The 22,586-nt window shown below is 58.8% G+C and carries 21 protein-coding genes and 6 pseudogenes; 15 read left to right on the top strand and 12 right to left on the bottom strand.

The genetic code is table 11. The annotated features are described in order from the left end of the window. Positions 1-196 precede the first annotated feature (196 nt). Both ACFOJ9_RS00960 and ACFOJ9_RS00955 read left to right on the top strand, forming a co-directional pair. On the top strand, positions 197-481 hold the full coding sequence (locus tag ACFOJ9_RS00960) for a type II toxin-antitoxin system TacA family antitoxin (protein ID WP_095090048.1): 285 nt from the start codon (positions 197-199) through the stop codon (positions 479-481). Then, on the top strand, positions 482-991 hold the full coding sequence (locus tag ACFOJ9_RS00955; RefSeq protein WP_378976470.1) for a GNAT family N-acetyltransferase: 510 nt from the start codon (positions 482-484) through the stop codon (positions 989-991). It abuts the gene before it with no gap. An 83-nt stretch (positions 992-1,074) separates the two neighbouring features. On the opposite strand, the gene ACFOJ9_RS00950 is transcribed toward ACFOJ9_RS00955, so the two are convergent. Together ACFOJ9_RS00950 and ACFOJ9_RS00945 are read right to left on the bottom strand one after the other, a co-directional pair. Continuing rightward, the gene (locus ACFOJ9_RS00950) at positions 1,075-1,731 is read right to left on the bottom strand and encodes a nucleotidyl transferase AbiEii/AbiGii toxin family protein (RefSeq protein ID WP_143748872.1); all 657 of its coding nucleotides are present in this window, start codon (positions 1,729-1,731) and stop codon (positions 1,075-1,077) included. Positions 1,732-1,815: 84 nt separating this feature from the next. Next, positions 1,816-2,073: a hypothetical protein gene (locus ACFOJ9_RS00945; protein ID WP_378976468.1), complete on the bottom strand. Its 258-nt coding sequence runs from the start codon at positions 2,071-2,073 to the stop codon at positions 1,816-1,818. 1,172 nt (positions 2,074-3,245) lie between these two features. On the opposite strand from ACFOJ9_RS00945, the gene ACFOJ9_RS00940 reads away from it, so the two are divergent. The 3 genes from ACFOJ9_RS00940 to ACFOJ9_RS00930 are packed head-to-tail and all read left to right on the top strand — an operon-like array spanning position 3,246 to position 5,998. Continuing rightward, positions 3,246-3,932, top strand: a complete 687-nt coding sequence (locus tag ACFOJ9_RS00940) for a response regulator (protein ID WP_095090041.1) — start codon at positions 3,246-3,248, stop codon at positions 3,930-3,932. A gap of 28 nt (positions 3,933-3,960) precedes the next feature. Then, positions 3,961-5,421: a type II and III secretion system protein family protein gene (locus tag ACFOJ9_RS00935; RefSeq protein ID WP_378976466.1), complete on the top strand. Its 1,461-nt coding sequence runs from the start codon at positions 3,961-3,963 to the stop codon at positions 5,419-5,421. A gap of 10 nt (positions 5,422-5,431) precedes the next feature. After that, on the top strand, positions 5,432-5,998 hold the full coding sequence (locus ACFOJ9_RS00930) for a CpaD family pilus assembly lipoprotein (RefSeq protein WP_095090039.1): 567 nt from the start codon (positions 5,432-5,434) through the stop codon (positions 5,996-5,998). Positions 5,999-6,074: 76 nt separating this feature from the next. On the opposite strand, the gene ACFOJ9_RS00925 is transcribed toward ACFOJ9_RS00930, so the two are convergent. Continuing rightward, complete coding sequence (locus ACFOJ9_RS00925) at positions 6,075-6,434, bottom strand: hypothetical protein (protein ID WP_378976464.1); 360 nt, start codon at positions 6,432-6,434, stop codon at positions 6,075-6,077. An 85-nt stretch (positions 6,435-6,519) separates the two neighbouring features. Here ACFOJ9_RS00925 and ACFOJ9_RS00920 point away from each other — a divergent pair. From ACFOJ9_RS00920 to ACFOJ9_RS00895, 6 genes and pseudogenes are all read left to right on the top strand, one after another. Then, positions 6,520-7,477, top strand: a protein-coding gene (locus ACFOJ9_RS00920) for an IS630 family transposase (RefSeq protein WP_378976462.1) whose coding sequence is annotated in 2 segments (ribosomal slippage) — positions 6,520-6,861 and positions 6,863-7,477 — 957 coding nt in all. Because the reading frame shifts where the segments join, the coding sequence is not laid out codon by codon here. 48 nt (positions 7,478-7,525) lie between these two features. Next, a complete protein-coding gene (tnpA, locus tag ACFOJ9_RS00915; protein WP_095090036.1) occupies positions 7,526-7,888 on the top strand; it encodes an IS66-like element accessory protein TnpA in 363 nt (120 codons plus the stop codon). Further along, positions 7,885-8,232 carry an IS66 family insertion sequence element accessory protein TnpB gene (gene tnpB / locus ACFOJ9_RS00910; protein WP_095090034.1) on the top strand — a complete coding sequence of 116 codons (348 nt, stop codon included), beginning with the start codon at positions 7,885-7,887 and terminating at the stop codon, positions 8,230-8,232. The genes tnpA (ACFOJ9_RS00915) and tnpB (ACFOJ9_RS00910) overlap by 4 nt, the downstream gene beginning before the upstream one ends. Positions 8,233-8,304: 72 nt before the next feature. After that, positions 8,305-9,868 (top strand): annotated as a pseudogene (gene tnpC, locus ACFOJ9_RS00905) (IS66 family transposase). Further along, complete coding sequence (locus tag ACFOJ9_RS00900; RefSeq protein ID WP_095090033.1) at positions 9,868-10,173, top strand: hypothetical protein; 306 nt, start codon at positions 9,868-9,870, stop codon at positions 10,171-10,173. The pseudogene tnpC (ACFOJ9_RS00905) and the gene ACFOJ9_RS00900 overlap by 1 nt, the downstream one beginning before the upstream one ends. Before the next feature lie 248 nt (positions 10,174-10,421). Next, positions 10,422-11,141, top strand: a pseudogene (locus ACFOJ9_RS00895) (DDE-type integrase/transposase/recombinase); the annotation flags it as partial. On the opposite strand, the pseudogene ACFOJ9_RS00890 reads toward ACFOJ9_RS00895, so the two are convergent. Both ACFOJ9_RS00890 and ACFOJ9_RS00885 read right to left on the bottom strand, forming a co-directional pair. Continuing rightward, positions 11,141-11,735 (bottom strand): annotated as a pseudogene (locus tag ACFOJ9_RS00890) (transposase); the annotation flags it as partial. The pseudogenes ACFOJ9_RS00895 and ACFOJ9_RS00890 sit on opposite strands and share 1 nt — an antisense overlap. Positions 11,736-11,796: 61 nt before the next feature. Then, positions 11,797-12,286: pseudogene (locus ACFOJ9_RS00885) on the bottom strand (IS5 family transposase); the annotation flags it as partial. 178 nt (positions 12,287-12,464) lie between these two features. Between ACFOJ9_RS00885 and ACFOJ9_RS00880 the strand changes: the two are divergent. Beyond that, positions 12,465-12,761 (top strand): annotated as a pseudogene (locus ACFOJ9_RS00880) (DDE-type integrase/transposase/recombinase); the annotation flags it as partial. A gap of 29 nt (positions 12,762-12,790) precedes the next feature. Here ACFOJ9_RS00880 and ACFOJ9_RS00875 read toward each other — a convergent pair. Beyond that, a pseudogene (locus tag ACFOJ9_RS00875) lies at positions 12,791-12,916 on the bottom strand (hypothetical protein); the annotation flags it as partial. Positions 12,917-13,362: 446 nt separating this feature from the next. On the opposite strand from ACFOJ9_RS00875, the gene ACFOJ9_RS00870 reads away from it, so the two are divergent. The 3 genes from ACFOJ9_RS00870 (at position 13,363) to ACFOJ9_RS00860 (ending at position 16,603) form a co-directional block, all read left to right on the top strand. After that, on the top strand, positions 13,363-14,838 hold the full coding sequence (locus ACFOJ9_RS00870) for a coproporphyrinogen-III oxidase family protein (RefSeq protein ID WP_167392276.1): 1,476 nt from the start codon (positions 13,363-13,365) through the stop codon (positions 14,836-14,838). Positions 14,839-14,855: 17 nt separating this feature from the next. Beyond that, positions 14,856-16,049 (top strand): hypothetical protein, encoded by a 1,194-nt coding sequence (locus ACFOJ9_RS00865; RefSeq protein WP_095090032.1) that lies wholly within the window; start codon positions 14,856-14,858, stop codon positions 16,047-16,049. 71 nt (positions 16,050-16,120) lie between these two features. Beyond that, positions 16,121-16,603 (top strand): GNAT family N-acetyltransferase, encoded by a 483-nt coding sequence (locus ACFOJ9_RS00860; RefSeq protein ID WP_095090031.1) that lies wholly within the window; start codon positions 16,121-16,123, stop codon positions 16,601-16,603. Between the two features lie 280 nt (positions 16,604-16,883). Here the strand turns inward: ACFOJ9_RS00860 and tnpC (ACFOJ9_RS00855) are convergent, their stop codons facing one another. The 6 genes from tnpC (ACFOJ9_RS00855) to ACFOJ9_RS00830 are packed head-to-tail and all read right to left on the bottom strand — an operon-like array spanning position 16,884 to position 22,584. Next, positions 16,884-18,569 (bottom strand): IS66 family transposase, encoded by a 1,686-nt coding sequence (tnpC, locus tag ACFOJ9_RS00855; protein ID WP_378976458.1) that lies wholly within the window; start codon positions 18,567-18,569, stop codon positions 16,884-16,886. A gap of 44 nt (positions 18,570-18,613) precedes the next feature. Next, entirely contained in the window at positions 18,614-18,958 is a 345-nt protein-coding gene (gene tnpB / locus ACFOJ9_RS00850) for an IS66 family insertion sequence element accessory protein TnpB (protein WP_378976456.1), read from the bottom strand. Beyond that, complete coding sequence (gene tnpA / locus ACFOJ9_RS00845) at positions 18,955-19,458, bottom strand: IS66-like element accessory protein TnpA (RefSeq protein WP_378976454.1); 504 nt, start codon at positions 19,456-19,458, stop codon at positions 18,955-18,957. The genes tnpB (ACFOJ9_RS00850) and tnpA (ACFOJ9_RS00845) overlap by 4 nt, the downstream gene beginning before the upstream one ends. Before the next feature lie 44 nt (positions 19,459-19,502). Beyond that, positions 19,503-20,339: a site-specific integrase gene (locus ACFOJ9_RS00840; protein WP_378976452.1), complete on the bottom strand. Its 837-nt coding sequence runs from the start codon at positions 20,337-20,339 to the stop codon at positions 19,503-19,505. Beyond that, positions 20,336-21,325, bottom strand: coding sequence for a tyrosine-type recombinase/integrase (locus ACFOJ9_RS00835; protein WP_095205330.1), 990 nt, complete (start codon positions 21,323-21,325; stop codon positions 20,336-20,338). The genes ACFOJ9_RS00840 and ACFOJ9_RS00835 overlap by 4 nt, the downstream gene beginning before the upstream one ends. Further along, positions 21,322-22,584 (bottom strand): tyrosine-type recombinase/integrase, encoded by a 1,263-nt coding sequence (locus ACFOJ9_RS00830; protein WP_378976450.1) that lies wholly within the window; start codon positions 22,582-22,584, stop codon positions 21,322-21,324. The genes ACFOJ9_RS00835 and ACFOJ9_RS00830 overlap by 4 nt, the downstream gene beginning before the upstream one ends. Positions 22,585-22,586 lie beyond the last annotated feature (2 nt).

The raw sequence follows: 22,586 nt of genomic DNA, 5'->3' as shown, positions 1-22,586 counted from the left end.
CAGAGCGTTCGCCAAGGAAGCGAGCGCCGGGCCCTCGGCATCCCATGCCACGGCTCGATAGTGCCCGGATCCGGGACGGGTCGATGCAAAGGCTCGTCGCGTTTGCCGCCACCCGGGCACAGGGCCCGGGCGTCACGATGTATTGCGATCTGCGTTACAAACGTATATATACGCTCGCAGCACAGGAGAGAGCGCCATGGCCGCGACAGGCCCCAGGAAGGAAACGCCCGTCTCGATGCGGTTTCGCGATGACGATCTGACCATTATCGACCGCGGCGCGGAACTGCTAGGCCTGTCTCGCACCGAGTTCATGCGCCGCGCCGCACTGCACGAAGCGCAGGCGGCAATCCTCAACGCGACCGTCATTCGCCTGTCGCCGGACGCCTACAATGCATTCATGCAGGCGATCGCCGCCCCAGCAAGCCCTCCGCCGCCTAAGGCGGCGGAGCGGCTCCGCCGGTTTGCCCCTTGGGAAAGCTAGGTGGCGCTTTCAGGCATAGAACTGCTGGACGACACGCATCGTCTCGACGCATTCGATTGCGGCAAGCCCGCCCTCAACGCATGGCTGCTCGGCTTTGCGCGGACCAACCAGGCTCGCGGGTTTACCCGAGTCCTGGTTGTTCACAATGACAGAACCGTGGTCGGTTATTATGGGCTCGCACCCAGCGTGATCCAGCCGAACAGTGCGCCGCGCTCGATCCGCACGGGGCGCCCACCGGATCCGATCCCTTGCCTTTTGATCGGACAACTCGCGGTCGATCAAAACTACGTGGGGCGTGGCGTCGGCAGCGGACTGGTAAAGGACGCGCTGCGGCGCTGCATCGCCGGCGCCGACATCGTCGGTGGCCGCGCGGTCGTGGTCAGGGCAATTGACACCGAGGCCGAGCGCTATTGGCACAGTTGGGGCTTCATCGCCGCACGGGATAATCCTTCCGTCCTCACGCGCTCGATTCAGGATGTGCGCCTCTGGTTGGCAGACACTGCGCACTAGCTACGTGCAGAAACAGCTCGGGCACACCAGCGCTGAGATGACCCGAAAATATCAACTGCGCCGCGACCGCTTCCGGGTCAACCTCACCAAGGCGTCGGCGTTGTAGAAAAAGCCCCTCCCCTGCCCGGCAACGATCCGGAGGGGAGGCGATCAGGTCGGCTTGGACGATGACAACGCCTATCAAGCACAGCGATCGCAGCATCCAGACTGTCGGCGGCCGACGCTTCATAGTCGGGCATGATCATCAACTGTGCGATGGCACGACTAACGAATTCCGGATTGAACTTTTCCAACCGTTCCCTGGTGCGCGCGACTTGTTGCGGAAACGCGCGCAAGGCATCGACGACTTCGCCGAGTTGCGACCGGGCTGCGGCTGCGATGTCGAAGATGTCACGAGGCCTGGCTTGGGAGCCGCGATAATAGACCTTCTTGACAATGATTTCGGGAATGGTCTCGAGCCGAACCGTCCTCCCTTCGACATCATATGTCTTGAAGGGCGTCTTGGTCAGGACTCCGGCTATGATGAAGTCGATTTCGCCGATGCCTTCGAAGGCGAACTTCATCACCCTGACAGTCCGATGGCGTCGGCGCAAAGCGCAGGCGGCTTCTGGACGGGTCGATGAAGCCAAGCAGTGCGGGTCATCGAGGAAAACATCGATGTCATGGCTTTCACGATGGCCGATCTTGATCATCATAGCCGTCCCACCGCCAAACGACCATTCGAAGTCTGACCGCCGCATTCTCCCGAAGCTGGTTAATCAGATCGACGGCGATGCTAAAAGGCCGCCGCCATTCGGAAGGGCGCCGGCTATCGTGTTCGGCCATCACGCAGCGAGCGGATAGCTCTCGCCGGACCAGAACGCAGCGGCGAAGGCCTTCAGGTCGGGGACCGGGATGTGGTGCACGACAGCGAGCTCGACCTGCAGTGCGAGGGGAACCTCGCCAAGAAAGGCGCTGATATGACCAGGATGCTGTTTGGCCAACTCGAGATCCGCCAGGCAATAAGCCAGACCTGCATAGTCCAGCTGTACGCTGTAGGGCGCGTTCACGGTCGTCAGGACGGACGCCAAATGCTTGCTCATAATGGCTTAAGCTAGTTGTTTCGGGACCATCGCATAAGCTACCAACCTCTCCAGCACCTGATGGGATCAAGAATTTATTCCTTTAGCTATCGACAATGACCTCTGATTGATCTCGCCGATGTCCTTGCGCTCCTCGATCAGCCCGACGATGAAGGCTTCATGCGCATCGAGGCTGGAGGCGCGGCGGCGGCCCTGCCCGCGGCGCGCCGGCGGTGCAAGGCGCTTCGGTGATCGTCGCAACGCCGGCCGAATCATAGCTGCGATGTTCGAGATGCTTCAAGGCGTTGACCAATCGCTCCGATACCGGCAGTTGCCAAACGATGCCAACAATCCCGCACATGTTGGCCTCCGAATTGTCCCCAGCAGTCCCAACCGACGCAGTAATAGAGAGGGGCGGGGCATGACCGCCTTGGGATCGATATATTAGAGCCTTGGACGATTGATATAATTGATTATAGCAATAATTATCATTCATCTTTTGGATAGCTGACAGGCCTTTGAGGGCCCTGATCTCCATCTCCTGAGGCTCCACGCACTGATCGACCGCAAGCTCGCCGCGCGACGCGAAGATCAACCTGTCGAGCGCGAATGGCTGTTGCTACGCAAATGCAATGCCGCAGGAGTCCTACAAGCCTCGGCAGCGGCAGCCCCTGTCCAGGCCTGCCCCCAGTGTGGTTCCGACACCTCCAGTGTCGTCCCTTCTCCATCCGGTGATATTGACCGAACAGCCGCAGCGTGTCGCGATGGATGAGCTTGAGGGGGCCACGCCCCTCCCTTCGACCGGACCTGACAAGCGCTCCTACCGGCCATCATAGTTGTCGCTCAACCGGACACCCTAATTGTCGCCGCGCAATGGCAGCGTGCGCGCGAGTTGAGGTGAATATGCTAGATGCATCCATCACGTGGATGCGACCTCATTCGAACAATCGATTTGTTCAATGGGCCAGCTTCTCGATAGCTAAGCCTCAGTCATCGAATCATGGGGGTCTGGAGGGCAACGCAAGCCTAACGAATGCGGGGGACCGCACTAGGAGGATCGATGCGCAGAGAAATCGAAATCGGGTTGCTCGCATCCCGCGCTAGTTTCGACTTCCGCGACTTCTGCTGTCGCCCCGATCTCAGAGCCCACGGTGGCGTGTGCAATGGATTGTCCTCCCTTGAAAGGAGAAGAAATGCGAACGCTGCTCGTGGATCATCATGCGGATCTTACGCACACAGTGCCAGTTGCGCTCGCGGAAAACGGCTTTGCCGTTGATGTCGTTGGTAGCCTGGACCAAGCGTCGAGTGCATTTTCTTGCGCGAGCTATGAAATTCTCCTGCTGGAGTTGGCTCTACCAGATGGCGATGGCTTAGATTGGCTGAGGCAGCTTAGGAGCGAGGGACACTCAGTTCCTGCCCTCGTTATGAGTAACCTCGACGATCTCGATAAGCGAATTGCGATTTTCAATGGTGGCGCGGACGATTTTCTGCTCAAGCCATTCTCTACCGACGAGCTTATCGCCAGAATGAGAGCCGTTCTGCGCCGGTCGACACAGAAGACCGACCCCATCATAGTATTTGGCAATCTCCACTTCGATCCAATCGGCCGAGAGGTTTCGGTTGCCGATCAACCGCTGAGGATGGCACGCCGCGAACTATGTATTCTAGAGCATCTGCTTAACCGTGCGGGCCGCATCGTGCCACGTGCGCAGTTGGAAGATCACGTTTATTCGTTCAACGACGAAATATCTGGCAACGCGCTTGAAGTCGGAATCTATCGCTTACGGGGACATCTGTGCAGGTCAGGTGCAACGCCACGAATCACGACCGTGCGCGGCATTGGCTACATTCTTGAATTGACCGACGGTCTATCCGCATAGTTGGTCGAATTTGAAAGAAAAGACTGCCTTGAAAATCGTTCCAACTCGTCATCCTGACACCAATCGGCGGCCGACGCTCATCGTCGGTTCGAGACCTGCCGTCTCTCCTTACTTGGGCCATCTCCTCTGCGCGCTCGTTCTGCTATCTCCACTTTCTGCGGCTGCCCAGAACAAGCCGGATGCGGGGGCGCCCCGTGCCGCTTCCAACAGCATCAACACCACGCTGAACCTCTCCTCTTCGCTCGGCAAGACAGTTCATTTGCCGGCGCCAGCCGCGACCATCTTTGTTGCCGACCCGACGATCGCCGATTATCAGGCACCCTCGAGTAGCACCATCTTCGTCTTTGGCAAGAAATCCGGGCGAACCAGCCTGTTCGCCCTGGACAAAAACGGCGAGGCACTCGCCGAGTTACGGATTGTCGTCAGCCAACCGATCGGGGATCTGCGCGCTATGTTGAGGGACCAGGTCGGCGATTATCCGATCCGCGTCAACTATACGCCGCGCGGCGCAATCCTAAGCGGTACAGCGCCCGACGCGGAGGCCGCCGACACTGCCAAAAGGGTTACTGAGCAATTTCTCGGTGACGGTGCGCAGGTCGTCAATAACATCAAGGTCGCCGGATCCTTGCAGGTTAATCTCAGTGTGCGCGTAGCAGAGGTCTCCCGTAGCGCCATGAAGGCACTCGGCATTAACCTGTCCGCCTTCGGTCAAATCGGCAACTTCAGAGTGGGTTTGTTAAGCGGCAAAGGTGGTGGCTCTGGGGCGGCGAATGGTGGCGGTACAGCAGAAATCGGATTCGACAATGGTGCTGTCAACGTCGGCGCGGTTCTCGACGCGCTCGCCAAGGAGAACATCGCTTCGGTGTTGGCTGAGCCGAACCTTACCGCTATGTCCGGTGAAACCGCCAGCTTCCTTGCCGGCGGCGAATTTCCCATTCCTGTCCAGCAGGAAAATAGGCAAGTCTCGGTAGAATTCCGTCACTTCGGCGTCAGCCTGGAATTCGTGCCAACCGTTCTCAACAACAACCTAATCAATATTCACGTAAAGCCGGAAGTCAGTGAACTTTCGGGACAAGGTGCCGTTGAGATCAACGGTATCTCGGTGCCAGCAGTTTCCACGCGCCGAGCCGACACGGTCGTCGAACTCGCCAGTGGGCAGAGCTTCGCAATTGGTGGTCTCATCAGGCGTAACGTCAACAATGATATCAGTGCTTTTCCATGGCTCGGCGAAATGCCGATCCTTGGCGCGCTGTTCCGCTCGTCCTCGTTTCGAAAGGAAGAGTCGGAACTGGTTATTCTTGTTACGCCCTACATCGTAAGGCCAGGCTCCAACCCCGACCAGATGAGCGCACCCACGGACCCGCCGGCGCCGACTTTGGACGCGGGAGGCACTCCGACGAATTCGTTGGCAAGTCCGCCGCCAGGCCGCGCGACTGCCCGCACCGGCGCGCCAGGCGCCAAGGGCGGTCCTGGCTTCATCATAGAATAGCTGTCGGCCAATGACGTTGCGGAACATAGTTCTCCAGATCGCTCTGACGGCAAGCGTAAGTGGCTGCACAAGCACTACGCCGATCGATGTCGAGCCATCGGCACCAATCCTTATCCGACAGGAGACCACCGTCCTGACCATAGAGAGCCTTCGCGCTTCCGGACGGCAGCGCTTGCGTGTCTTCCTTGAGAGGGCCAGTCGCGGTCGGCGCGATGCCCTCCACCTGCTTATCAGCGGGTCGTCCCAGCTCAGCGCAGAGGCAGTCCATCAGGCCAGGCAGATGGGCCTCGACGCTTACAGCATCCATTTGCTCGACCAACACGACGGTGGCGCAGTGCGAATAGAGGCGATTGTCTATCATGCCCGCCCCCCTGTCTGTCCGTCGTATTCCGGCGCTTTACTCACTGACAAGTCCTTCCACCAGCCGCTTGGCTGTTCGACGCGCCATAACCTGGCGGTAATGGTCAACGATCCGCGCGATTTGCTCGACAACAAGGCTATCGAGCCAAGCGATGGCGATCGTGCGGCTATACCAGTTGCCACATACAGGACATTCGCGACGGGTAAAGGTGGCTGACATAAGGTCTTTTCGTCTAAGCCCGGTAGACCCTCCGGCGCCAGCACATACCGTCGCGTATTGTTTATCGGTTGCATTATGGAGCGGCACGTTGCGCCGGACGCGGCTGAACGCGGGCCCGCACTTGATCATAGAGCCGAATCTCACCGGGCATTGCGAGAGAGACCGCGAGGCCAAATGGCACCAACTCGTCGACCGGCGCGGCCGGATCGGCATCTCTTTGAATTTTCAGGCGCAAGCTCATGCCTTCGGCGACGACCGCGGCCTGCGCGCCGCTCCACACCCGGGTGAAGACGGTTCCGCGATTTGTCTGGTTCCCGTCCGGTTGCCAGGCATCGGCGGATACGCCAAGCCCGGCAACTTCGGCGTAAGCGTCCGGCGAGCGGATTTTGCTGATCGCGCAAATCGGGCGATGTTCTGGCATTAGAACCAGCATTAGAGCATCGGGCGAATAGGCGGAATCTGCCTTTGTGGATTCCCATCGGGTTTGATTTGTGATTCACCGTGACAGGAGGTGGATCATGGGCAAACCCTTGTCGGCGGATTTACGCGAACGCATTGTTGCGGATGTGAATGGGGGCAATACGCGGCGCGGCGCGGCGGCTCGTTTTGGAGTTGCAGCCTCGACGGCGGTACGACTTCAGGCGCGCTATATGGAGACGGGATCTGTCGCTGCGGCCCGCATCGGCCGACCGAGAGGCAGCGGCAAGCTTGGCGGTCATCGCGACTTCATCATCGGCCAGGTGGAGGGTCGGCCCGACATCACAATGCCGGAGCTTGCGGCGGTGCTGCTGGCTGGGCGTGGCATTGAGGTCGACCCTTCCAATCTGTCCAAGTTCCTGTGCAGGTCGGGTTTCAGTTATAAAAAAAACGCTGCTGGCGTCGGAGAAAGAACGCGCTGACGTCAAAGCCGAGCGCGATGAATGGCATAGGCATCGCCTGCCGGCGATAAGGGCGGCGCCCGGACGGCTGGTGTTCATCGACGAGACTTCGGTCAAAACCAACATGACGCCGCTCAGGGGGCGCAGCCTCAAGGGCGAAAGGCTTGTCGCCGACGCGCCCTTCGGTAAATGGAACACCCAAACCTTCATTGCCGGACTGCGCTGCCACGAACTGGTGGCGCCCTGGGTGATCGACGGCGCCATCGACGGTGCCGCCTTCGACATCTATGTGACCACCCAGCTGGCGCCGACGCTACAGCCGGGCGATGTGGTGGTCTGGGACAATCTCAACGTCCACAAAAGCCCGAGAGCCGCCGAGGCGATCAGGGATCGCGGCGCCTGGGTGTTGTTCCTGCCGCGCTACTCGCCCGATCTCAACCCCATTGAGAAGGCGTTCTCAAAACTTAAGACCCTGCTCAGAAAGGCCAAGGCCAGGACATACGAGGACCTATGGACCGCTGTTGGCCATATCTGCCACCTGTTCACTCCAGGAGAGTGTTGGAATTACTTCAAGGCAACACGATGCGCTCCAACATAAACGCCCGACGCTCTAGTGCTGACATTAATACCAGATCGAAGAGGTTGCATGGCTCGCATGGAGATCATGTCCGGCACTGAGCGTAGGCGTCGGTGGTCGGACGAGGCGAAACTGAGGATATTGACAGAAGCGGATCAACCTGGTGTTCGCATTGGTGATGTGGCTCGCCGGCATGACATTCATCCTGGCCAGATCCGTTTGTGGCGGCAGTCCTTCAGCTATGTTGGTCGACCAGCGATGTTCCTTCCGGTGGAAATCACCGAGGAGGTGAGCGCTACCCAGGCACCTGACACGCCACCGGCGCCAGCGGTCATCGAGATCTCGCTACGAAACGGTCGGTGTTTGAGGGTTCCGGCTGACGTGGAGCTAAGGATGCTCGGGTCGTTGATCGCTTGCGTGGAGGCGGCATGATCGGGCCTTCTGGGAATGTGCGGGTCTATCTGGCCTGCGGGGTGACCGACATGCGGCGTGGCATTGATGGACTGTCGGCGCTTGTCGAGGCGGCTATTAAGGAGGCGCCGGGCTCCGGCGCAATCTTCGGCTTCCGCGGAAAACGCGCTGATCGGATCAAACTTTTATGGTGGGATGGCCAAGGGTTTTGCCTGTTTTACAAAATTTTGGAACGCGGATACTTTCCCTGGCCGACGGCGAAAGATGGAGTTGCGCATCTGACGCAAGCTCAGTTGTCGATGCTTGTTGAGGGGATCGACTGGCGCCGACCTGCGTGGACTTCTGCTCCCGGACGAACGGGTTAAAAGCTATATTCTGCAAGGACATCCGGGGCATAATGCTGGCGCGTTGGGGGCAAATCGGCTACGTTTGCGGGTATGGAAACAACGCCGCTGGACAGTCAGGACGAGCTATCTGTTTTGCGCGCGCTCGTCGCTGAACAGGCGGCGAAACTTGAGAGCCAGGAAGCCGAAGTCATCAAGCGCGACTCCATTATCGGGCTTCTGCGCGCGCAACTGGAACTGCTCCGCCATCGGCAGCATGGCGCCTCTTCGGAAAAGATCGACCGGAAAATCGAACAATTCGAACTGATGCTGGAGGAGATCGAGGCCTCTCGTGCCGAGGCTGAGATGCGCTCCGGGAAAGCTCCTTTGCCGGAGTTGAACGACACCCCGGACAAGCCGAAGCGCAAACCGTTGCCCGATGGTCTTCCCACCGAAGAGCTGGTCTATGCCGCGCCCTGCAATTGTCCGACGTGCGGAGGCACATCGTTCCTGAAGGCCGCAGACAAGGTGGTCCAGGTGATGGAGCACGTGCCGGCGTCCATCAAGATTGTCCGTCATGTCGAAAAGCGCATGATCTGCAGGGAGTGCGACACGACGGTAGCGGGTGAGATGCCGACCCTGCCGATCGAACGCGGCAAGCCCGGACCGGGATTGCTCGCCCATATCATGGTCGCCAAATTCGACGATCATATCCCTCTCTACCGCCTATCCGAGATGTACGACCGGCTGGGGATTGGCATCTCTCGCTCTGTCATGGCGGACTGGGTTGGCCGCGTGTCCGTTTTGCTTGCGCCGCTCGTCTTGGCTATCAGGGCGCACATCGCCGCGCTTGACCGAATAAATACGGACGATACCCCGGTCGATGTTCTCGACCCTGGGCGAGGAAAGACAAAAACTGGCAGGGTGGGTCTATGTCTTCGATGGCAGCGGTTATCAAGATCCCACTCCCGGAGCAATCGCCTATTACTATAGCCCCGACCGAAAGGGCGTGCATCCGGCTGACCACCTCGCAAACTTCAGCGGCGTCACGCATGCTGATGGCTATGGAGGTTACAAGAAGCTCTACGGCAACCAGATCGTCGAGGCCGCGTGCATGGCGCATTCGCGCCGCAAGTTCCACGATGTGATCAAGCTGAAGCCATCTCCGATCGCCGACGAGGCACTGTCGCGCATCGGTGCGCTCTACGATATCGAGGATCGCATCCGCGGCATGCCTGCCGACGAGCGACGCAAACTGCGCCAACAACATGCCAAGCCCATACTGGGAGAGCTGAAGGTCTGGATCGAGGCCACGCTTTCGACGCTGCCACAGAAGCAGAAGCTGGCTGAAGCGATGCGATATGCCCTCTCGCGGTGGGCAGCGTTGAGCGTTTACATCGACGATGGCCGTGTTGAGATCGACAACAATATAGCCGAGCGCGCCATGAGACCGCTTGGAATCGGAAGAAAAAACTGGCTATTTGCCGGGTCAGACAAGGGCGGTGAGCGCATCGCCAATATCCTGACCATCATTGAGACTGCCAAACTCCATGGCCACAATCCAGAGATCTATCTGAAAGACGTCCTGACCCGGATACAGGATCACCCCAAGGACCGCCTCCAGGAATTACTGCCGTGGCTTTGGACGCCGGCGAAAGACCGATGCGAGGCTGCGTGATGGCACGTTCAAGGTTCATCTATACGCTGAAGGAAGTCGCCAGCATGATCGGCGAGAACCTCGAACTCATCGAGGAGGTGACCGCCAACTCGGACAATATCGCCGAGGGCGAATTGGTTTATGTGCGCGATGGCACTGAAGATGGCACGAAGGGTCTAACCCAGAATGGTATCGACGACCTTCAAAGTCTCCTCGCCGACATACGGACGTGGGATGGTGGAATCCGCCAGTTCCTCGTCGATGAACAATGCGATCCTGAGATGATCGACCGTGTCATGGTCGATGAGGTGAAGCGCGTCCCATAGATTCGGCCAATCGAGCGCGCGAAAATGCGTTCGCCGGACGCTAACACTTCGGCGGGATCAAGGATCCTCATTTTCACCGCTCGATATGATTTCCGGCCAGGGATGACCGGCGTAAACCATACGAGCGTCGCAGACACCAAATGATCCCGGGCCTGCCCGCCTAGCTGTGAGCTTTCAGGAGGTTGTCCATTCGGACCGGACCGGGGAGACTGGAGTTACCAAGCTTCAGCACTCACCGGAGGGTCCGAATGAACATCCACAAGAATGCCCGTCTCACGCCCCTGCGTCGAGAGGAAATGGCGCTGTCGGTCGTTGAAGGCCGCCTCTCCAAAGCCGATGCGGCGCGGACGTATGGTGTGTCGGCGAAGATCGTGACGCGCCGGGTCGAGCGCTACACGGCCGAGGGACGGGCCGGCATGGCCGACCGCTCGTCGCGGCCCCATGTCATGCCGGGCATGACCGGACAGGCGGTGGCCGGGCGCATCGTGGCATTGCGCCGCCAGCGGCTGACCGGCCAGCACATCGCCCTGGAGGTTGGTGTGTCGTGCGCCACCGTCAGCCGGGTACTGAAGCGAGCCGGGCTGTCGCGGCTGAAGGACATTGAGCCTGCCGAACCGATCCGGCGCTACGAGCGCGAGCACCCCGGCGAGATGATCCACATCGACATCAAGAAGCTCGGCCGCTTCAGCCAGGTCGGGCACCGCATTACCGGCGATCCACAAAAGGGCAAGTCGCGCGGCGCGGAATGGGAGTTCGTTCATGTCTGCATCGACGACGCCTCTCGCATCGCCTTCTCGCAAATCCTCCCCGACGAGAAGAAGGAAAGCGCCGTCGCCTTCCTCAAGGCGGCGGTGGCCTACTACGCCGGCCTCGGCGTCGTCATTGCCCGCGTCATGACCGACAACGGCTCCTGCTACAGGTCGAAAACCTTCGCCAGGGCTTGCCACGAGCTCGGCCTTAAGCATGTCAGCTTGAACGACGGCTGGAAGAAGTTCACGATCAGCCGTACCGTCGAATAGAGCTGCGCGAGCGCTGCGGCGGCTTCAAGTCCCTCCAGCCGGCGATAGCCGACAATGCGGCGAACAACGGCGCCGTTCTTCTGCTCGACAAATGCCTGGTCATTCTTGCGGTAAGGCCGGCAGCGGGTGAACTCGATGCCACCGTCCCGGCAGTAATCGCGCACAGTCTCATTCAGGAACACGCTGTCATTGTCCGTATCGAACCCGAGAAGTTTGAATGGCAGGAGCCGCCGCACTCGCTCAGCAGCTTCTGCTCGCGGACAAGCAGGGGAGCGCATTCCGTCCACCCGCTCGCAATGCCGGTGAGACAAAGCGTTTGAATAAAAGCTGCCGCTCGTCACCGGTCCACTGTGCGCCACCAGGTCAGCCTCGACAAATCCGGGCGGAGGGGTCCTGCCAGTCGGAGAAAGTACGAATCGGAATGCTCCGTCGTAGCGCCGTGGATACCGCGCTGCGGCGCCGTGCCCGTCCTCCGGCGGTCTCTCGAGCCCCGCGAAGAACACGGTCGATTGTCGCCGCGCTCATCGTCAGAAGCCGACTGCGCGCTGTCCGACCGCTTGACGATCTCCATCGTGAACGTTCCGAGCTTTTGCAGGGCGCCGCGCAGTTTCGGCCCCGCATAGCCGCCATCGGCAAAGACACGGCGCAGCCACGGCCAGCGCTTGAGGATGGATTTCAGGACGGCCGGGGCGCCGTCGCGGTCCTGAATGTCGGCGGCGTGAACGACGACGCCGACCGCCCAGCGTGTCGACGACGATGTGCCGTTTGCGGCCCATGATCTTCTTGCCGGCGTCGAAGCCACGAACGCCGCCGCTTTCGGTGGTTTTCACGCTCTGGCTGTCGATGACGCCGGCGGACGGGCTCGCCTCCCGGCCTTCCCGTTCGCGCGCCGCCATGACGAGTTCGTTGTTGATGGCGCGCAGCAATCCTTCGTCGCGCCAGTGCCAGAAGTATTTCTGCACCGTCGAGAACGAGGGGAAGTCCTTGGGCAGAAGCCGCCATGCTCCGCCCGACGAAGCCATGTAAAGCAGCGCGTTCACAACCTCGCGCAGGTCCGTCTTGCGGGGGCGGCCGATCCGGTTCGGCGCCGGCATCAGCGGCTCGATCAGCGCCCACTCCGCGTTCGTCAGGTCGCTTGCGTAGCGCGGGCAGCGCCGTTCATAGTGAGGGCGAGTGGTTTCGGTCCAGGGCATCGTGATCTCCGTCGAATCTCAGCAATCCGACTGAATCACAACCCGCTGAAATCACTCACTTCTTTTTGGAGCAGATATTAACAGGCTCAGATCCTACGACGCAGCCAAGAGGGAAATCATGCCCGGTGTCGAGCATCGTTCGCACAAAGCTCTCAATAACCGGGCGGAGAACTCGCATATGGCTGTTCGACGACGAGAGCGAGGCATGATCCGGTTCAAGCCGGCGGGGCAATACCAGCGCTTCATCTCCATCCACGGCCCGATCGCCAACCTCTTCAACCTTCACCGCAAACATCTGACAGCTGCCGGTCATCGCGATATTCGTGCTGCCGCTATGGCCGTCTGGAACGATATCGCCTTGTCGAGCGCCGCATGAACAGGGGCCGCAATCCTTTGCTGCGCCCTTCAACATTTTAAGGCGACGCTACCCGAGTTGCCCAAGAGCGGATCCTCAAACCATTGTAAGGTGAACACTATCCGTTCGATGCGCCCGATTTTGCGCAAGGCGGATGCCAGACTGTTCTGCTGCCGGTAGGCGGATAAATAGCTTCTTCAGGAAAGTGAAGATGTCGTGTTCAGCCGTGTCCGGTTGAAGACGCGTATGTCCGAAAGCCGACTTTGAGGCGCAGTCGGCGCGGCGATGCGATGCACTGGTTTTCCAGTCTTTCAGGCAAGGTCCGCACAAAAGTCTTTGTTGGCATGTCTATTGCGAGGAGGCGGTAGTGGATCCGCACGACCGCGCGCGGTCTCCCAGTCGCCGCAATAGTTCAAATGAAACCTCCTCGATTGATCTAAATCAATGCCATAGACGCTGCGCTGTTGAGCGCGTTCCCGCCAGAGCCTTTGCCGCATCAACTGGGAGGAATACGGATCGCTGATCGAAATGCACTGCTTGGCCCAAGCAGAAAACACCGATGTAGTAGCGCGAATGCACATCACGCATCACCTCCACACGAAAGCTTAAGGAGTCCTAAAGAATGCACGCGCCGAGCTATTCCGAGGCCTTGGAACTTGCGATCGATCGTTCATACGACATCAATCTAGATATGCTGAGGTCGCAAAATTTGCATCTTGACACGCACAACGATTATCTCGTTGGTACATATCCTCCCCTCAAGGCAATGAGCAACCTGAGTAGCGAGCAATTGTTGGCTCAGATTGCCTCGTCGATCGACCTCTATTTCCACATTCCTTTCTGTAATCAGCATTGCACCTTTTGCCACTTCGCCAAGGAAATCAATCCATCCTCCGAGCGAGTGGAACGATATTTGTCGGCCTTAGATAAAGAGATGAGTTGGTCAGACGCGGCGCTCGCTGGCAAAGCTATTGAGACTGCTTTTTTTGGGGGTGGCACCCCCTCATTTTTGACCAACCATCAACTAAAAACGCTGTTTGGTATAATCAACAAGCGATTTGATTTATCGAAATCCGAAGTGAGTTTCGAATTGCATCCCTCACTTGTAAAGCATGATGATGCTGCGGATCGCGTGTCCACTTTACTTAGTGGCGGTGTAAATCGCCTCGTTCTTGGCGTTCAAACTCTGGATCGAAATATTTTGCGCATATTAAACCGTGGGCATGGTGTAGATGAGGTGGTCAGGACCGTAAAATTACTTAATGATATGGGCGCTGAGAATCTATCCCTTGACTTGATGTATGGGTTGCCGGAGCAAACGCTCCGGAGCTGGTACGACTCACTTATCGGCCTATTGGACATGGGAATAGAGAAGTTCAATATATTCCCATTGATGTTTAAATCGACGGATCCCATAGCTCGCCAATTGGCAAGAGGACGATATCAATTCGCGGGAGCTAAGGAGCGCATCGTAATGCATTTCATGGCGGAGCACATCCTCACCAGCCTTGGCTATCGACATGGACCGATTTTCTACTGGACTAAGAGGCCGCAGCCACACTCCGTTCAACAGCGTCGCAAATACGATTCCTGGAACGACAATAATCTTGTTCCGTTTGGGCTTGGCGGATTTGGCTACATGAGCCAGTGCCAGTTCTATAACGAAGCAGATTTAGATCGCTATCTATCTAGAGTTGAAGCGGGCGAAAAACCAGTGTGGAAAGGTGCTGTACTGTCGCACGACGATCTCATGCGCAGAACATTGATGTTTGCCTTGCGAAGCAGCGGGGTGTCGCTCTCCCGCTTCGAGGGACAATTTGGAGTGTCGATTGAAAAATACTTTGGCCGCGAGCTTGAACTTTTAAGCAAGGCGGGACTCGTCCGCATCTCAAACGACGGCGTGCTTTCATTAACTGCGGCCGGCATTATCAATTCGGGCGCAATATCGCTGCTGTTTTTCTCGGACAATGTGCTTGAGCGGGTCGCGTACAACGATAGCAGAATAACAGACAAACGAACTGACCTGCTCGAAAAACACGATTACTCGCCGGCGGCGAGATATGGGTCAAGTGCAGAAATGCAAGCTGTCTTTCGGTGAATCGGGGGCGCTCGTCAATGGTCACCAAGTTGTCCTTTTCCATGCCGGAACAGCCGCTTTATCGGGCGCAGGGGATATTTTCTCATCAGAGCGATAGCATTGATCGCCGGGAGCGAAAACGCCCCTTTGGGCCTCTCAGCAATTTTGTCGCCGATCAGCTGCCGCACTGTATCGCGGAGATCAAAGCCAGTGCACGACCTGGTGAAGCGGTTAAGGCACTTGGGCGTAGCATTAACGCAATGATTGCGGAGACGGACTATGAGGCGCAGCTGCTGAATCTGCCCCAATCCGAGTTCGGGGTCGCTAAGACAGATATCCAGTATCTCGTTAATTGTGCTTATCAGATGTCTGCGTTTGCCGGCCTTCATTCCGTTGATGCCGAGTTGACGGTGGGAGAGGCACTGAGGCAACTTGCACGCGTAAGTCGGCAGCGGCAGCCTAGCATTGATGTCCTCTCCTATGAAGATATGATCCTTACGAATCCGTTGCAGAGCGATCCACGCGTATATTGCCTCGGGTCGGCCGGGGTCGAGGAGCGAGATTTTTGCCTTGGCCATCAACTCATTGAGAGTGAATTACAGTCGGCAATAGACGCTCTACTCGCTTTGCGTGATGCGGTCGGGGCGGACGCGCGTCAATGTCTTGCGGTATGCGTGGAGCGCCTTGAGTCAGCAAATTATGTTCTGGCGCGTTTTTATGAACGTATGTCGCCCGATCTATTTGGCCAATTTCGTGTATTTTACGGAAAAAACCCTTACAAGGATAGGCTGGGCCCAAGCGGCCGTTTCTCTGCCCGCATCGTCGCGGTCTCGGTGCTACTGATCGGTGAAGAACTCTTCCATCAGAAACCGCAATTCTATATGGATGTGTATCGGTTGTCAGAATACTATCCACAGGGATGCATCCAGGAGGTCTTTCGCTGGTTGTCGCCAGACAAGGGCGGCTCGGGGCTCCAGCCAAGCTGGCTAGAAGGGAAAGCGGACTTCCCTAAGTTCGCAACCATCTTGCCCGTCATCGAGCGCCACGGCAGTGAAACTAGAAAGCTGCTCGCGTCCTGTGTTTGTGCGCTGGATCAGTTTAGCCGGATGCACCGCAGTACGGCGTTAAAGTATACAATCGAACCTGGCCGCCCAATTGTCGGAGTCGAGACTTCGGAAAGTGTTGAAGCTGTCCTTTCACAGCGGCTGCTAATGGCGGCGCGTCAAAGCTAACGCGGTATTTGCCCCGGCAAAAACATGTCACGACGCCAGACGCGCCGACGTCCGAAAAAAGGTGATGGTCGATGTCTCAAGACGGAGTTATCTTTCGTCGGTTCGAGTCAGGGGATGCCGATGATGTATGGCATCTGCATAGAAGCGCCTCTGAGGCAGTTGGTGTGCGCGGTCCGGAAGGAACGTGGGAGGATGATTTGCGTAATGTCGGGGAAGTATACATCGCGTCAGGCGGAGACTTCGTAGTTGCGCATATCGGCCCCCAACTCGCTGCAATGGGTGGATTGAAACCCGTTGACAACGATGTCGCACAGCTGAAGCGTTTGCGGGTCGATCCCGCCTTTCAACGACGAGGGCTTGGAAGGAGAATACTTAGTGAATTGGAATCGCGAGCTGTTTCTCTGGGATTCAAGTGGATAAAGCTCGACACGACAAAGAGCCAAGTAGGAGCTCAAAGAGTTTATGAGACGGCTGGATATACGCGCTGCGCGGAAGGGATGTTGCACGGACATGCAGTGATCTTCTACGAGAAGCGGCTCGCCGGTCCGGATTGACCTATCTCATATGATCGATGAGGCTGTGAGCCGATGCTGACGTCGGTGCACGCCATAACGTCATGGTCACAACCCAAATTTCGCGTGGAGGTCAATCGTAAGAACGCGCCCGTTTCGTAAGACCTTATGTCCTTTCTGGTTGCCGGCTGTGAGGTGGTTCGCCCTACACTGGCAGTGTTGAAACGAGGGTTGCTCGTCGAGCCGTACGCATACGACGAAGGCCGCATGATTGGCACATGCGCGTGCGCGTGGCGGGCTCTATGATGGCGTTGCGTGAAGGTCAGGCGGCCTGCTGATCGGCGGGCTTGTCGGCTTCGTGCAGGCCCTTCCATTGCCAAGGCAGTAATTCGTGCAGACGCGAGGTAGGAAGATCGGCGATGCGGGCCAGGACGTCGGCGAGCCAGGCTTTTGGGTCGACGTCGTTGAGGCGTGCCGTGGTGATGAGGGTAAGCATGACGGCGGCGCGGTCGGCGCCGCGCTGGGAACCGGCGAAGGTCCAATTGCGCCTTCCCAGAGCAATGCCGCGCAGCGCTCTTTCGGCCGCGTTGTTGCTGAGGCAGATTCTGCCATCGTTGATGAAGCGGGCGAAGTCGACCCAGCGCCTGAGCATGTAGTTGATTGGCTTCAGAACCTCGGAAGAGCGCGAGAGGGTTTCGCGCTCGCGAAGCAGCCAGGCGTGCATGTCGTCGAGAAGTGGTTTGCTCTTCTCCTGCCGCACGGCATACCGATCGTCAGCGCTGCGGCCGTTGATGGCGCGCTCGATCTCGAACAGCGCGTCGAGGCGCCTGACCGCCTCCAGGGCGATCGGCGAGATCGGTTTGCCCTTCTTGCCATCCCGGGCCTTTTTCGCGATGTCGGCCAATTCGAAGAATCCTCGCCGCGCATGGGCGTAGCAAAACGCCGGCGTGATCGGCTGCTCCTTCCGCTGCGGGTCAAACAGCGGCTCGAAGCCACTGTAACAGTCGCACTGAAGGATGCCGGCGAACCCGGCCAGATGCTTCTGAGGATGCTCGCCGCGCCGGTCGCTCGAGGCGTAATAGATCGCCGCCGGCGGCGCAGGCCCGGCGAAGGGACGGTCATCGCGCGTATAGGTCCATATGCGCCCGGTCGCGCACTTGCCCTTCGCCAGGATGCGAATGGTGGTGTCGTCGCCATGAAGGCGCTCGGCTGCGAACACATGGCGTTCGATCAGCTGGAAGAGCGGCATGACGGCGAAGGATCCGTGGCCGACCTGATCGGCCAGCGTCGACAGCGGCAGGTCGATCCCCTCGGCCTTGAAGCGCGCGCTCTGGCGGTTGAGTGGAGCATGCATGCCGAACTTGTCGAACAGGATTGTGGCCAGCAGTTGAGGACCGATGAAGCCGCGCGGCGTGGCATGGAACGGCGCCGGCGGCTGGGTGATCTTCTCGCAATCCCGGCACGTAAACTTCTCCCGGACCGTTTCGATGACCTTGAAGCGGCGCGGGATCTCCTCCAGCGTCTCGGTCACATCCTCGCCCAGCTTGGACAGCCTGGATCCGCCGCAGCAGGCGCAGGTGGTGGGTGACTCGATGACGATGCGCTCATGTTCGATGTCATCCGGCCATGGCTTGCGCACCGGTCGCTTGCGCGTGAAGGGGCGGACCTTCTGGATCTTCGCCGCGGCGACCTGCGCGGCAAGCTCATCCTCGGTCGCCGAGGTGACAAGGTCTTCGAGCTCCAATTCCAACTGCTCGATCAGCCGCGCCGTGCGCTCGGAGCGCTGCCCGTACAGTTCGCGTTTCAGCTTCTCGATGCGCAGCTCAAGATGTGCAATCCGCGCCTCGGTGTCGGACAGCATGGCCTGTGCGTTGGCGGCTTCAGCCTGCCAGCTGGCAGCATCCGCGACCGCCACATCGCGTTCAGCCTGCAACGCCTCACGTTCAGCCAGCAGCGCCACGTAGGCGCTGGCAAGATCCGAGGGAAGATCAACCGGCTTCGAAGTCATGCGCCGATTGAATCACATTCCATTGTATTTTCAATCAAAAAATGCTACCCAACCCGGGTTGGACGCCATGTTTCCTGAGGGTTGCGCCAGTCTATCCCAGACAATAGATAACTCAGCTGTGCTGGAGATACTGTCACAGCTCCACCCTCAACTGTTGGCCAGATGAAGCGGCCGCGCTCAAGCCTTTTTGTGAACAGGCATGATCCTTGGCCATCATGCCAGATGACCTTCAGCAAATTTCCACGCTTCCCCCTGAAGCAAAACATGTTGCCCCCAAGGGGATTATGTTTGAGGACCTCCTGCACCCGGAGCGCCAGCGAGGGAAAGCCACATCTCATGTCGGTGTAGCCTGTGGCAAGCCACACACGCACGCCTTGTGTCGGGATCATCGCAGCATTTCCAGGCCCTGCAAGATCCGCAGCAGGACACTTACGTCGACAGTGCGGTCAACGATCACACGCCGGCCGTTGACCCCGACGATTTCCATCCGGCCACCGGCAGACACCGCTTGGCTGGTCGTAGCTGGTACTTCAGAATGCGATCGCGCAGGAGCCGGCTCTTCCGGCTCTACGTCGTGCAGGCTGGGACCGACAACACCCATGTCAATGAACGCGACCGGTGGGGTCTCAGGCAGCGGTTTGGACTGGCCCAATCGCCCTTGCTGGGCTTGCTTTATCCAGATGAACAAGTGGTTCGCGTTCATGTCGTGACGCCGCGCCACAACCGACACCGGATCACCGGACTCCTGCACCTCAAGCACGATCGCCAGCTTCTGCTCAACCGTCCAGGAGCGGCGCGTCCGCTGTTGGCCCGCACCCGGCGGCAGCGGCAGAGCCGCGGACGTGCTCGCTTCCACCGTCGATGGCTGTTCCATAGCCAGATACTTCATTCGCCAAGCGTCCACTTAATCTAAGCGGACACTACCGCCTCAAGCTACGCGTCAGTAGGCGGCCTCCAGCGTATGCATACGTCGAGCCTATCCTCATGCCAGGAGGACGAACCATGGAAGAATATAGCCCCGCCGCGCTCGCCAGGTCGACCAACGCGCGCTTCTCTGTGCAGCTCCACAGCCTTCGTTGCCGCGCGCGCCCGGGCGTCGTTGCACGATCTTCGGCCGGCGCGGCGCCGCTGAGCTCGGCGACCAGATCGCCCTTTGCATGTTCCAATGTCATGGCGCGAAAGCTCCATGTTTATCGGCCAATTGCAAGGTGCCTTGGCGCACCGCTCTGATGTCCTTTTGCAAGGCGCGATCTGCGCAGTAATCCCACCCGACACCGATTTCCTCGGTCGGTTTCTCATTGACTGAGCGCCTATCGGTGGAGACGTGGCCTGGGACGCGGGTGAACAAGCTCTGATGCGCGGCAGTTTGTCGAAGAGCCGTTCGACGTCGTCGCGTTCGAGATAATAGGTGGCTGCCGGCTGCGCGCGCTTCCTTGGGATGGCGGCGACGCGCTCGGCCTCCGGCAGCACCATCGGTTCCTGACCACCGGCATAGGCGAAGAAGGTGTGTAACATTGCGAGCCGGTGGTTCCGCGCTCGGATGCCGTTACCGCGCTCAGCTTCAAGATGGGCGAGAAAGGCTCGCACGTTGTCGGCGCTGAGGTCGCTCAGCCTGAGCTTGCTGATCGGGCGTCGGTTCTCCCGGGCCAAGAACAGAAGAAACAACCGGATTCCGTCGCGGTAGCTCCGGATCGAAGTGGACGCCAGACCCTTCTCGGCTTTGAGATGATGCTCGAAGAATTGATAGACGAGGTTGCCGACGGTCCTCATAGCCGTCCTCCACGCGAAAGCGGCGCTGCAAATCGTTCGAAGCGCTGGCCGGCGGCTTCCAGGAGATCAGCGGTAATGCTGAGATAGACGGTCGTGGAAGCGGGATCCACATGCCCCATGAAGGTCGACAACTTGACCAGTTTGTCGGTGGGATTATGTCCGTCACGATACCACCGTAGAAGTCGCCCAACAGCAAAGCTGTGTCGAAGATCATGCACGTGGGCCGGCGTTCCTCCCGGCGGGATCGGTATGTCCAACTGGTCGGCCAGCGAACGGAAGATGATGCTGATCGTACCGGGGTTCACAGCCCGACCCCGCAGGAAGGAAAACAACGGTGTGTCGGGGGGTACCGAAACCAGGTGCTGTGATCGCAGCGCCATGAACTCATAAAGGCGCTGTGCCAGTTGCGGCCCCATGGGAATGAGCCTTGACTTGGAAAACTTCGTCTCGCGAATGGTGAGCACGTTACGATCCCGATCGACGTCCCGCCAGCGCAGGCGCGCAACCTCGCCGACACGCAGGCCAAGCCCGAACAGCAGGCTGAAGATGGTGGCGTAGGCGGGACCGCGAAGCTGGGCGTTATTCTGATCCGGGAGTTCGGCGGCGCGCTCGATGAGCTGTTGAGCGGTACGAAGATCCAGGATGCAGGGCGGTCTTGGATTACCACGGCGGCGGGGCTTCATCGTGACAGGAGAGCGATCGATAACATCATGTTCGACCATCCACTCGAACAGCCGGCCGACGACACCGACAAGATGGTTGAAGCTTCTCGGACGGGCTCGCGGACGGCTCAGGAAAAACGCATCGAGGAGTGCCGGGCTGATTTGGGTCATGCTCATCACCCCTTGAACGTTCAGATAGCCGTCGAGCATCCGCAGGACCTTGCCTTCAACGTCGTAGCGCCGGTTGAGTGCGCGCTTGTGGCGAACGAAAGCGATGATGTAGGGCGCGATCGGACTTGAAGGCTCGGGAAGACGGGTTCTCATTGCAGATCCTCCCCATCACCAAGAGCGACTTCACGCAAGCCATCGATCTGGACCTTGGCGTAGATCATGGTTGAGGAAGCCGCCCGATGGCCGACATAGTCGCCGATGGTCTTGAGCGAAAACCCCGTGTCTACCAGGCGCTGGACGCAGGCATGACGGAGAGTGTGTGATCCCGGACGGCTAACCGGAATCCCCGCGCGATGAAGATACTTGCTGGCAGTGGCCGATACCGCAGAGTGTGTTAGTGGCGATTGTGGCGCCAAGTGCCGCCAAAAAAGCAATCGGCTTTGAACGTCAGGCCGACCGTTCTTGAGGTAATCCACGATCGCCTCACCGACGACGGGGGCCAACGGATAGGTGGTGCTGTGCTCGGCCTTGCGCCCGCGCACATGCAGCCGATCGCGCTTCCAGTCGACATCGTCAAGCGTTAGCAGCGCGACTTCACGGGAGCGCAGCCCATAAACGCCCATCAGCAGCAGCATGGCGTAGTCGCGCCGGCCAACCACCGTGCGTCGGTCCACCTGATCGAGCATATCCTGGACCGAACCCCAACTAATCGATCGTGGGATATCGGCCAGCCGATAACGTTGAGGTATCTCGACCAGCTTGATGATGTCGCGCTGAAGGACGTATTCCCGATGCAGGTATCGCAGGAAGACCCGTAGGATGCTGGCGAGACTGACCATCGCGGTGCGGCCGAAATACGCGGCCTGTGTCGTGATGAAGGCCGTCACCAGCGGCAATGTAAGCGACTTCGGATCGCATCCTATATCGCCGAGATGCCGCTCAAAGACGCGCAGGTAATGCCGGTAATGCGCGATGGAGCTTTGCCGCAACCCTCGCTCATCTCGGAGATAATCGAAGAATCCTGGAACCTGAACCGCAAATGGATCGGGCAGCGAAGGTCTAGCGCGGTCGTCGCCTGCCTTCCATACGACCAGGCTGAAGAAATGCCGTATGACGCCAGTGACAAAATTGCGGGCGCGTCGACGTGCATCAGCCGATCGATTGTGATTACGATTTGACAACCAGTCTGCGATGAACGGCTCGAAGAGCCTTTCCGCTTGTTCGATACGTTCGACATTGTGGCCGGCAGTGAATGCCGCGAACTTCACGAGGACAGGAACACGGCGATAGATGCTTCGAGGTGTATAGGCACGTTCGCACAGAGCCTTCACATACTGCTCGATCTGCGGCCCAAGCCAGCAATCCATAATCCGATCGACAGTTTGTGGTTTGACGAAAAGGCGTTCTAACATGG

Source organism: Mesorhizobium cantuariense (genome assembly GCF_042647205.1).
GTDB lineage: Bacteria > Pseudomonadota > Alphaproteobacteria > Rhizobiales > Rhizobiaceae > Mesorhizobium > Mesorhizobium cantuariense.
This window is presented reverse-complemented; position numbering and strand designations above follow the sequence as displayed.

Bases quoted from the DNA above. Each gene is read 5' to 3' on its own strand.
- ACFOJ9_RS00960 (WP_095090048.1), top strand. From the start codon at position 197: ATGGCCGCGACAGGCCCCAGGAAGGAAACGCCCGTCTCGATGCGGTTT.
- ACFOJ9_RS00950 (WP_143748872.1), bottom strand. From the start codon at position 1,731: ATGCGGCGGTCAGACTTCGAATGGTCGTTTGGCGGTGGGACGGCTATG.
- ACFOJ9_RS00945 (WP_378976468.1), bottom strand. From the start codon at position 2,073: ATGAGCAAGCATTTGGCGTCCGTCCTGACGACCGTGAACGCGCCCTAC.
- ACFOJ9_RS00940 (WP_095090041.1), top strand. From the start codon at position 3,246: ATGCGAACGCTGCTCGTGGATCATCATGCGGATCTTACGCACACAGTG.
- ACFOJ9_RS00930 (WP_095090039.1), top strand. From the start codon at position 5,432: ATGACGTTGCGGAACATAGTTCTCCAGATCGCTCTGACGGCAAGCGTA.
- ACFOJ9_RS00925 (WP_378976464.1), bottom strand. From the start codon at position 6,434: ATGCTGGTTCTAATGCCAGAACATCGCCCGATTTGCGCGATCAGCAAA.
- tnpA (WP_095090036.1), top strand. From the start codon at position 7,526: ATGGCTCGCATGGAGATCATGTCCGGCACTGAGCGTAGGCGTCGGTGG.
- tnpB (WP_095090034.1), top strand. From the start codon at position 7,885: ATGATCGGGCCTTCTGGGAATGTGCGGGTCTATCTGGCCTGCGGGGTG.
- ACFOJ9_RS00900 (WP_095090033.1), top strand. From the start codon at position 9,868: ATGGCACGTTCAAGGTTCATCTATACGCTGAAGGAAGTCGCCAGCATG.
- ACFOJ9_RS00870 (WP_167392276.1), top strand. From the start codon at position 13,363: ATGCACGCGCCGAGCTATTCCGAGGCCTTGGAACTTGCGATCGATCGT.
- ACFOJ9_RS00865 (WP_095090032.1), top strand. From the start codon at position 14,856: ATGGTCACCAAGTTGTCCTTTTCCATGCCGGAACAGCCGCTTTATCGG.
- ACFOJ9_RS00860 (WP_095090031.1), top strand. From the start codon at position 16,121: ATGTCTCAAGACGGAGTTATCTTTCGTCGGTTCGAGTCAGGGGATGCC.
- tnpC (WP_378976458.1), bottom strand. From the start codon at position 18,569: ATGACTTCGAAGCCGGTTGATCTTCCCTCGGATCTTGCCAGCGCCTAC.
- tnpB (WP_378976456.1), bottom strand. From the start codon at position 18,958: ATGATCCCGACACAAGGCGTGCGTGTGTGGCTTGCCACAGGCTACACC.
- tnpA (WP_378976454.1), bottom strand. From the start codon at position 19,458: ATGAAGTATCTGGCTATGGAACAGCCATCGACGGTGGAAGCGAGCACG.
- ACFOJ9_RS00840 (WP_378976452.1), bottom strand. From the start codon at position 20,339: ATGAGGACCGTCGGCAACCTCGTCTATCAATTCTTCGAGCATCATCTC.
- ACFOJ9_RS00835 (WP_095205330.1), bottom strand. From the start codon at position 21,325: ATGAGAACCCGTCTTCCCGAGCCTTCAAGTCCGATCGCGCCCTACATC.
- ACFOJ9_RS00830 (WP_378976450.1), bottom strand. From the start codon at position 22,584: ATGTTAGAACGCCTTTTCGTCAAACCACAAACTGTCGATCGGATTATG.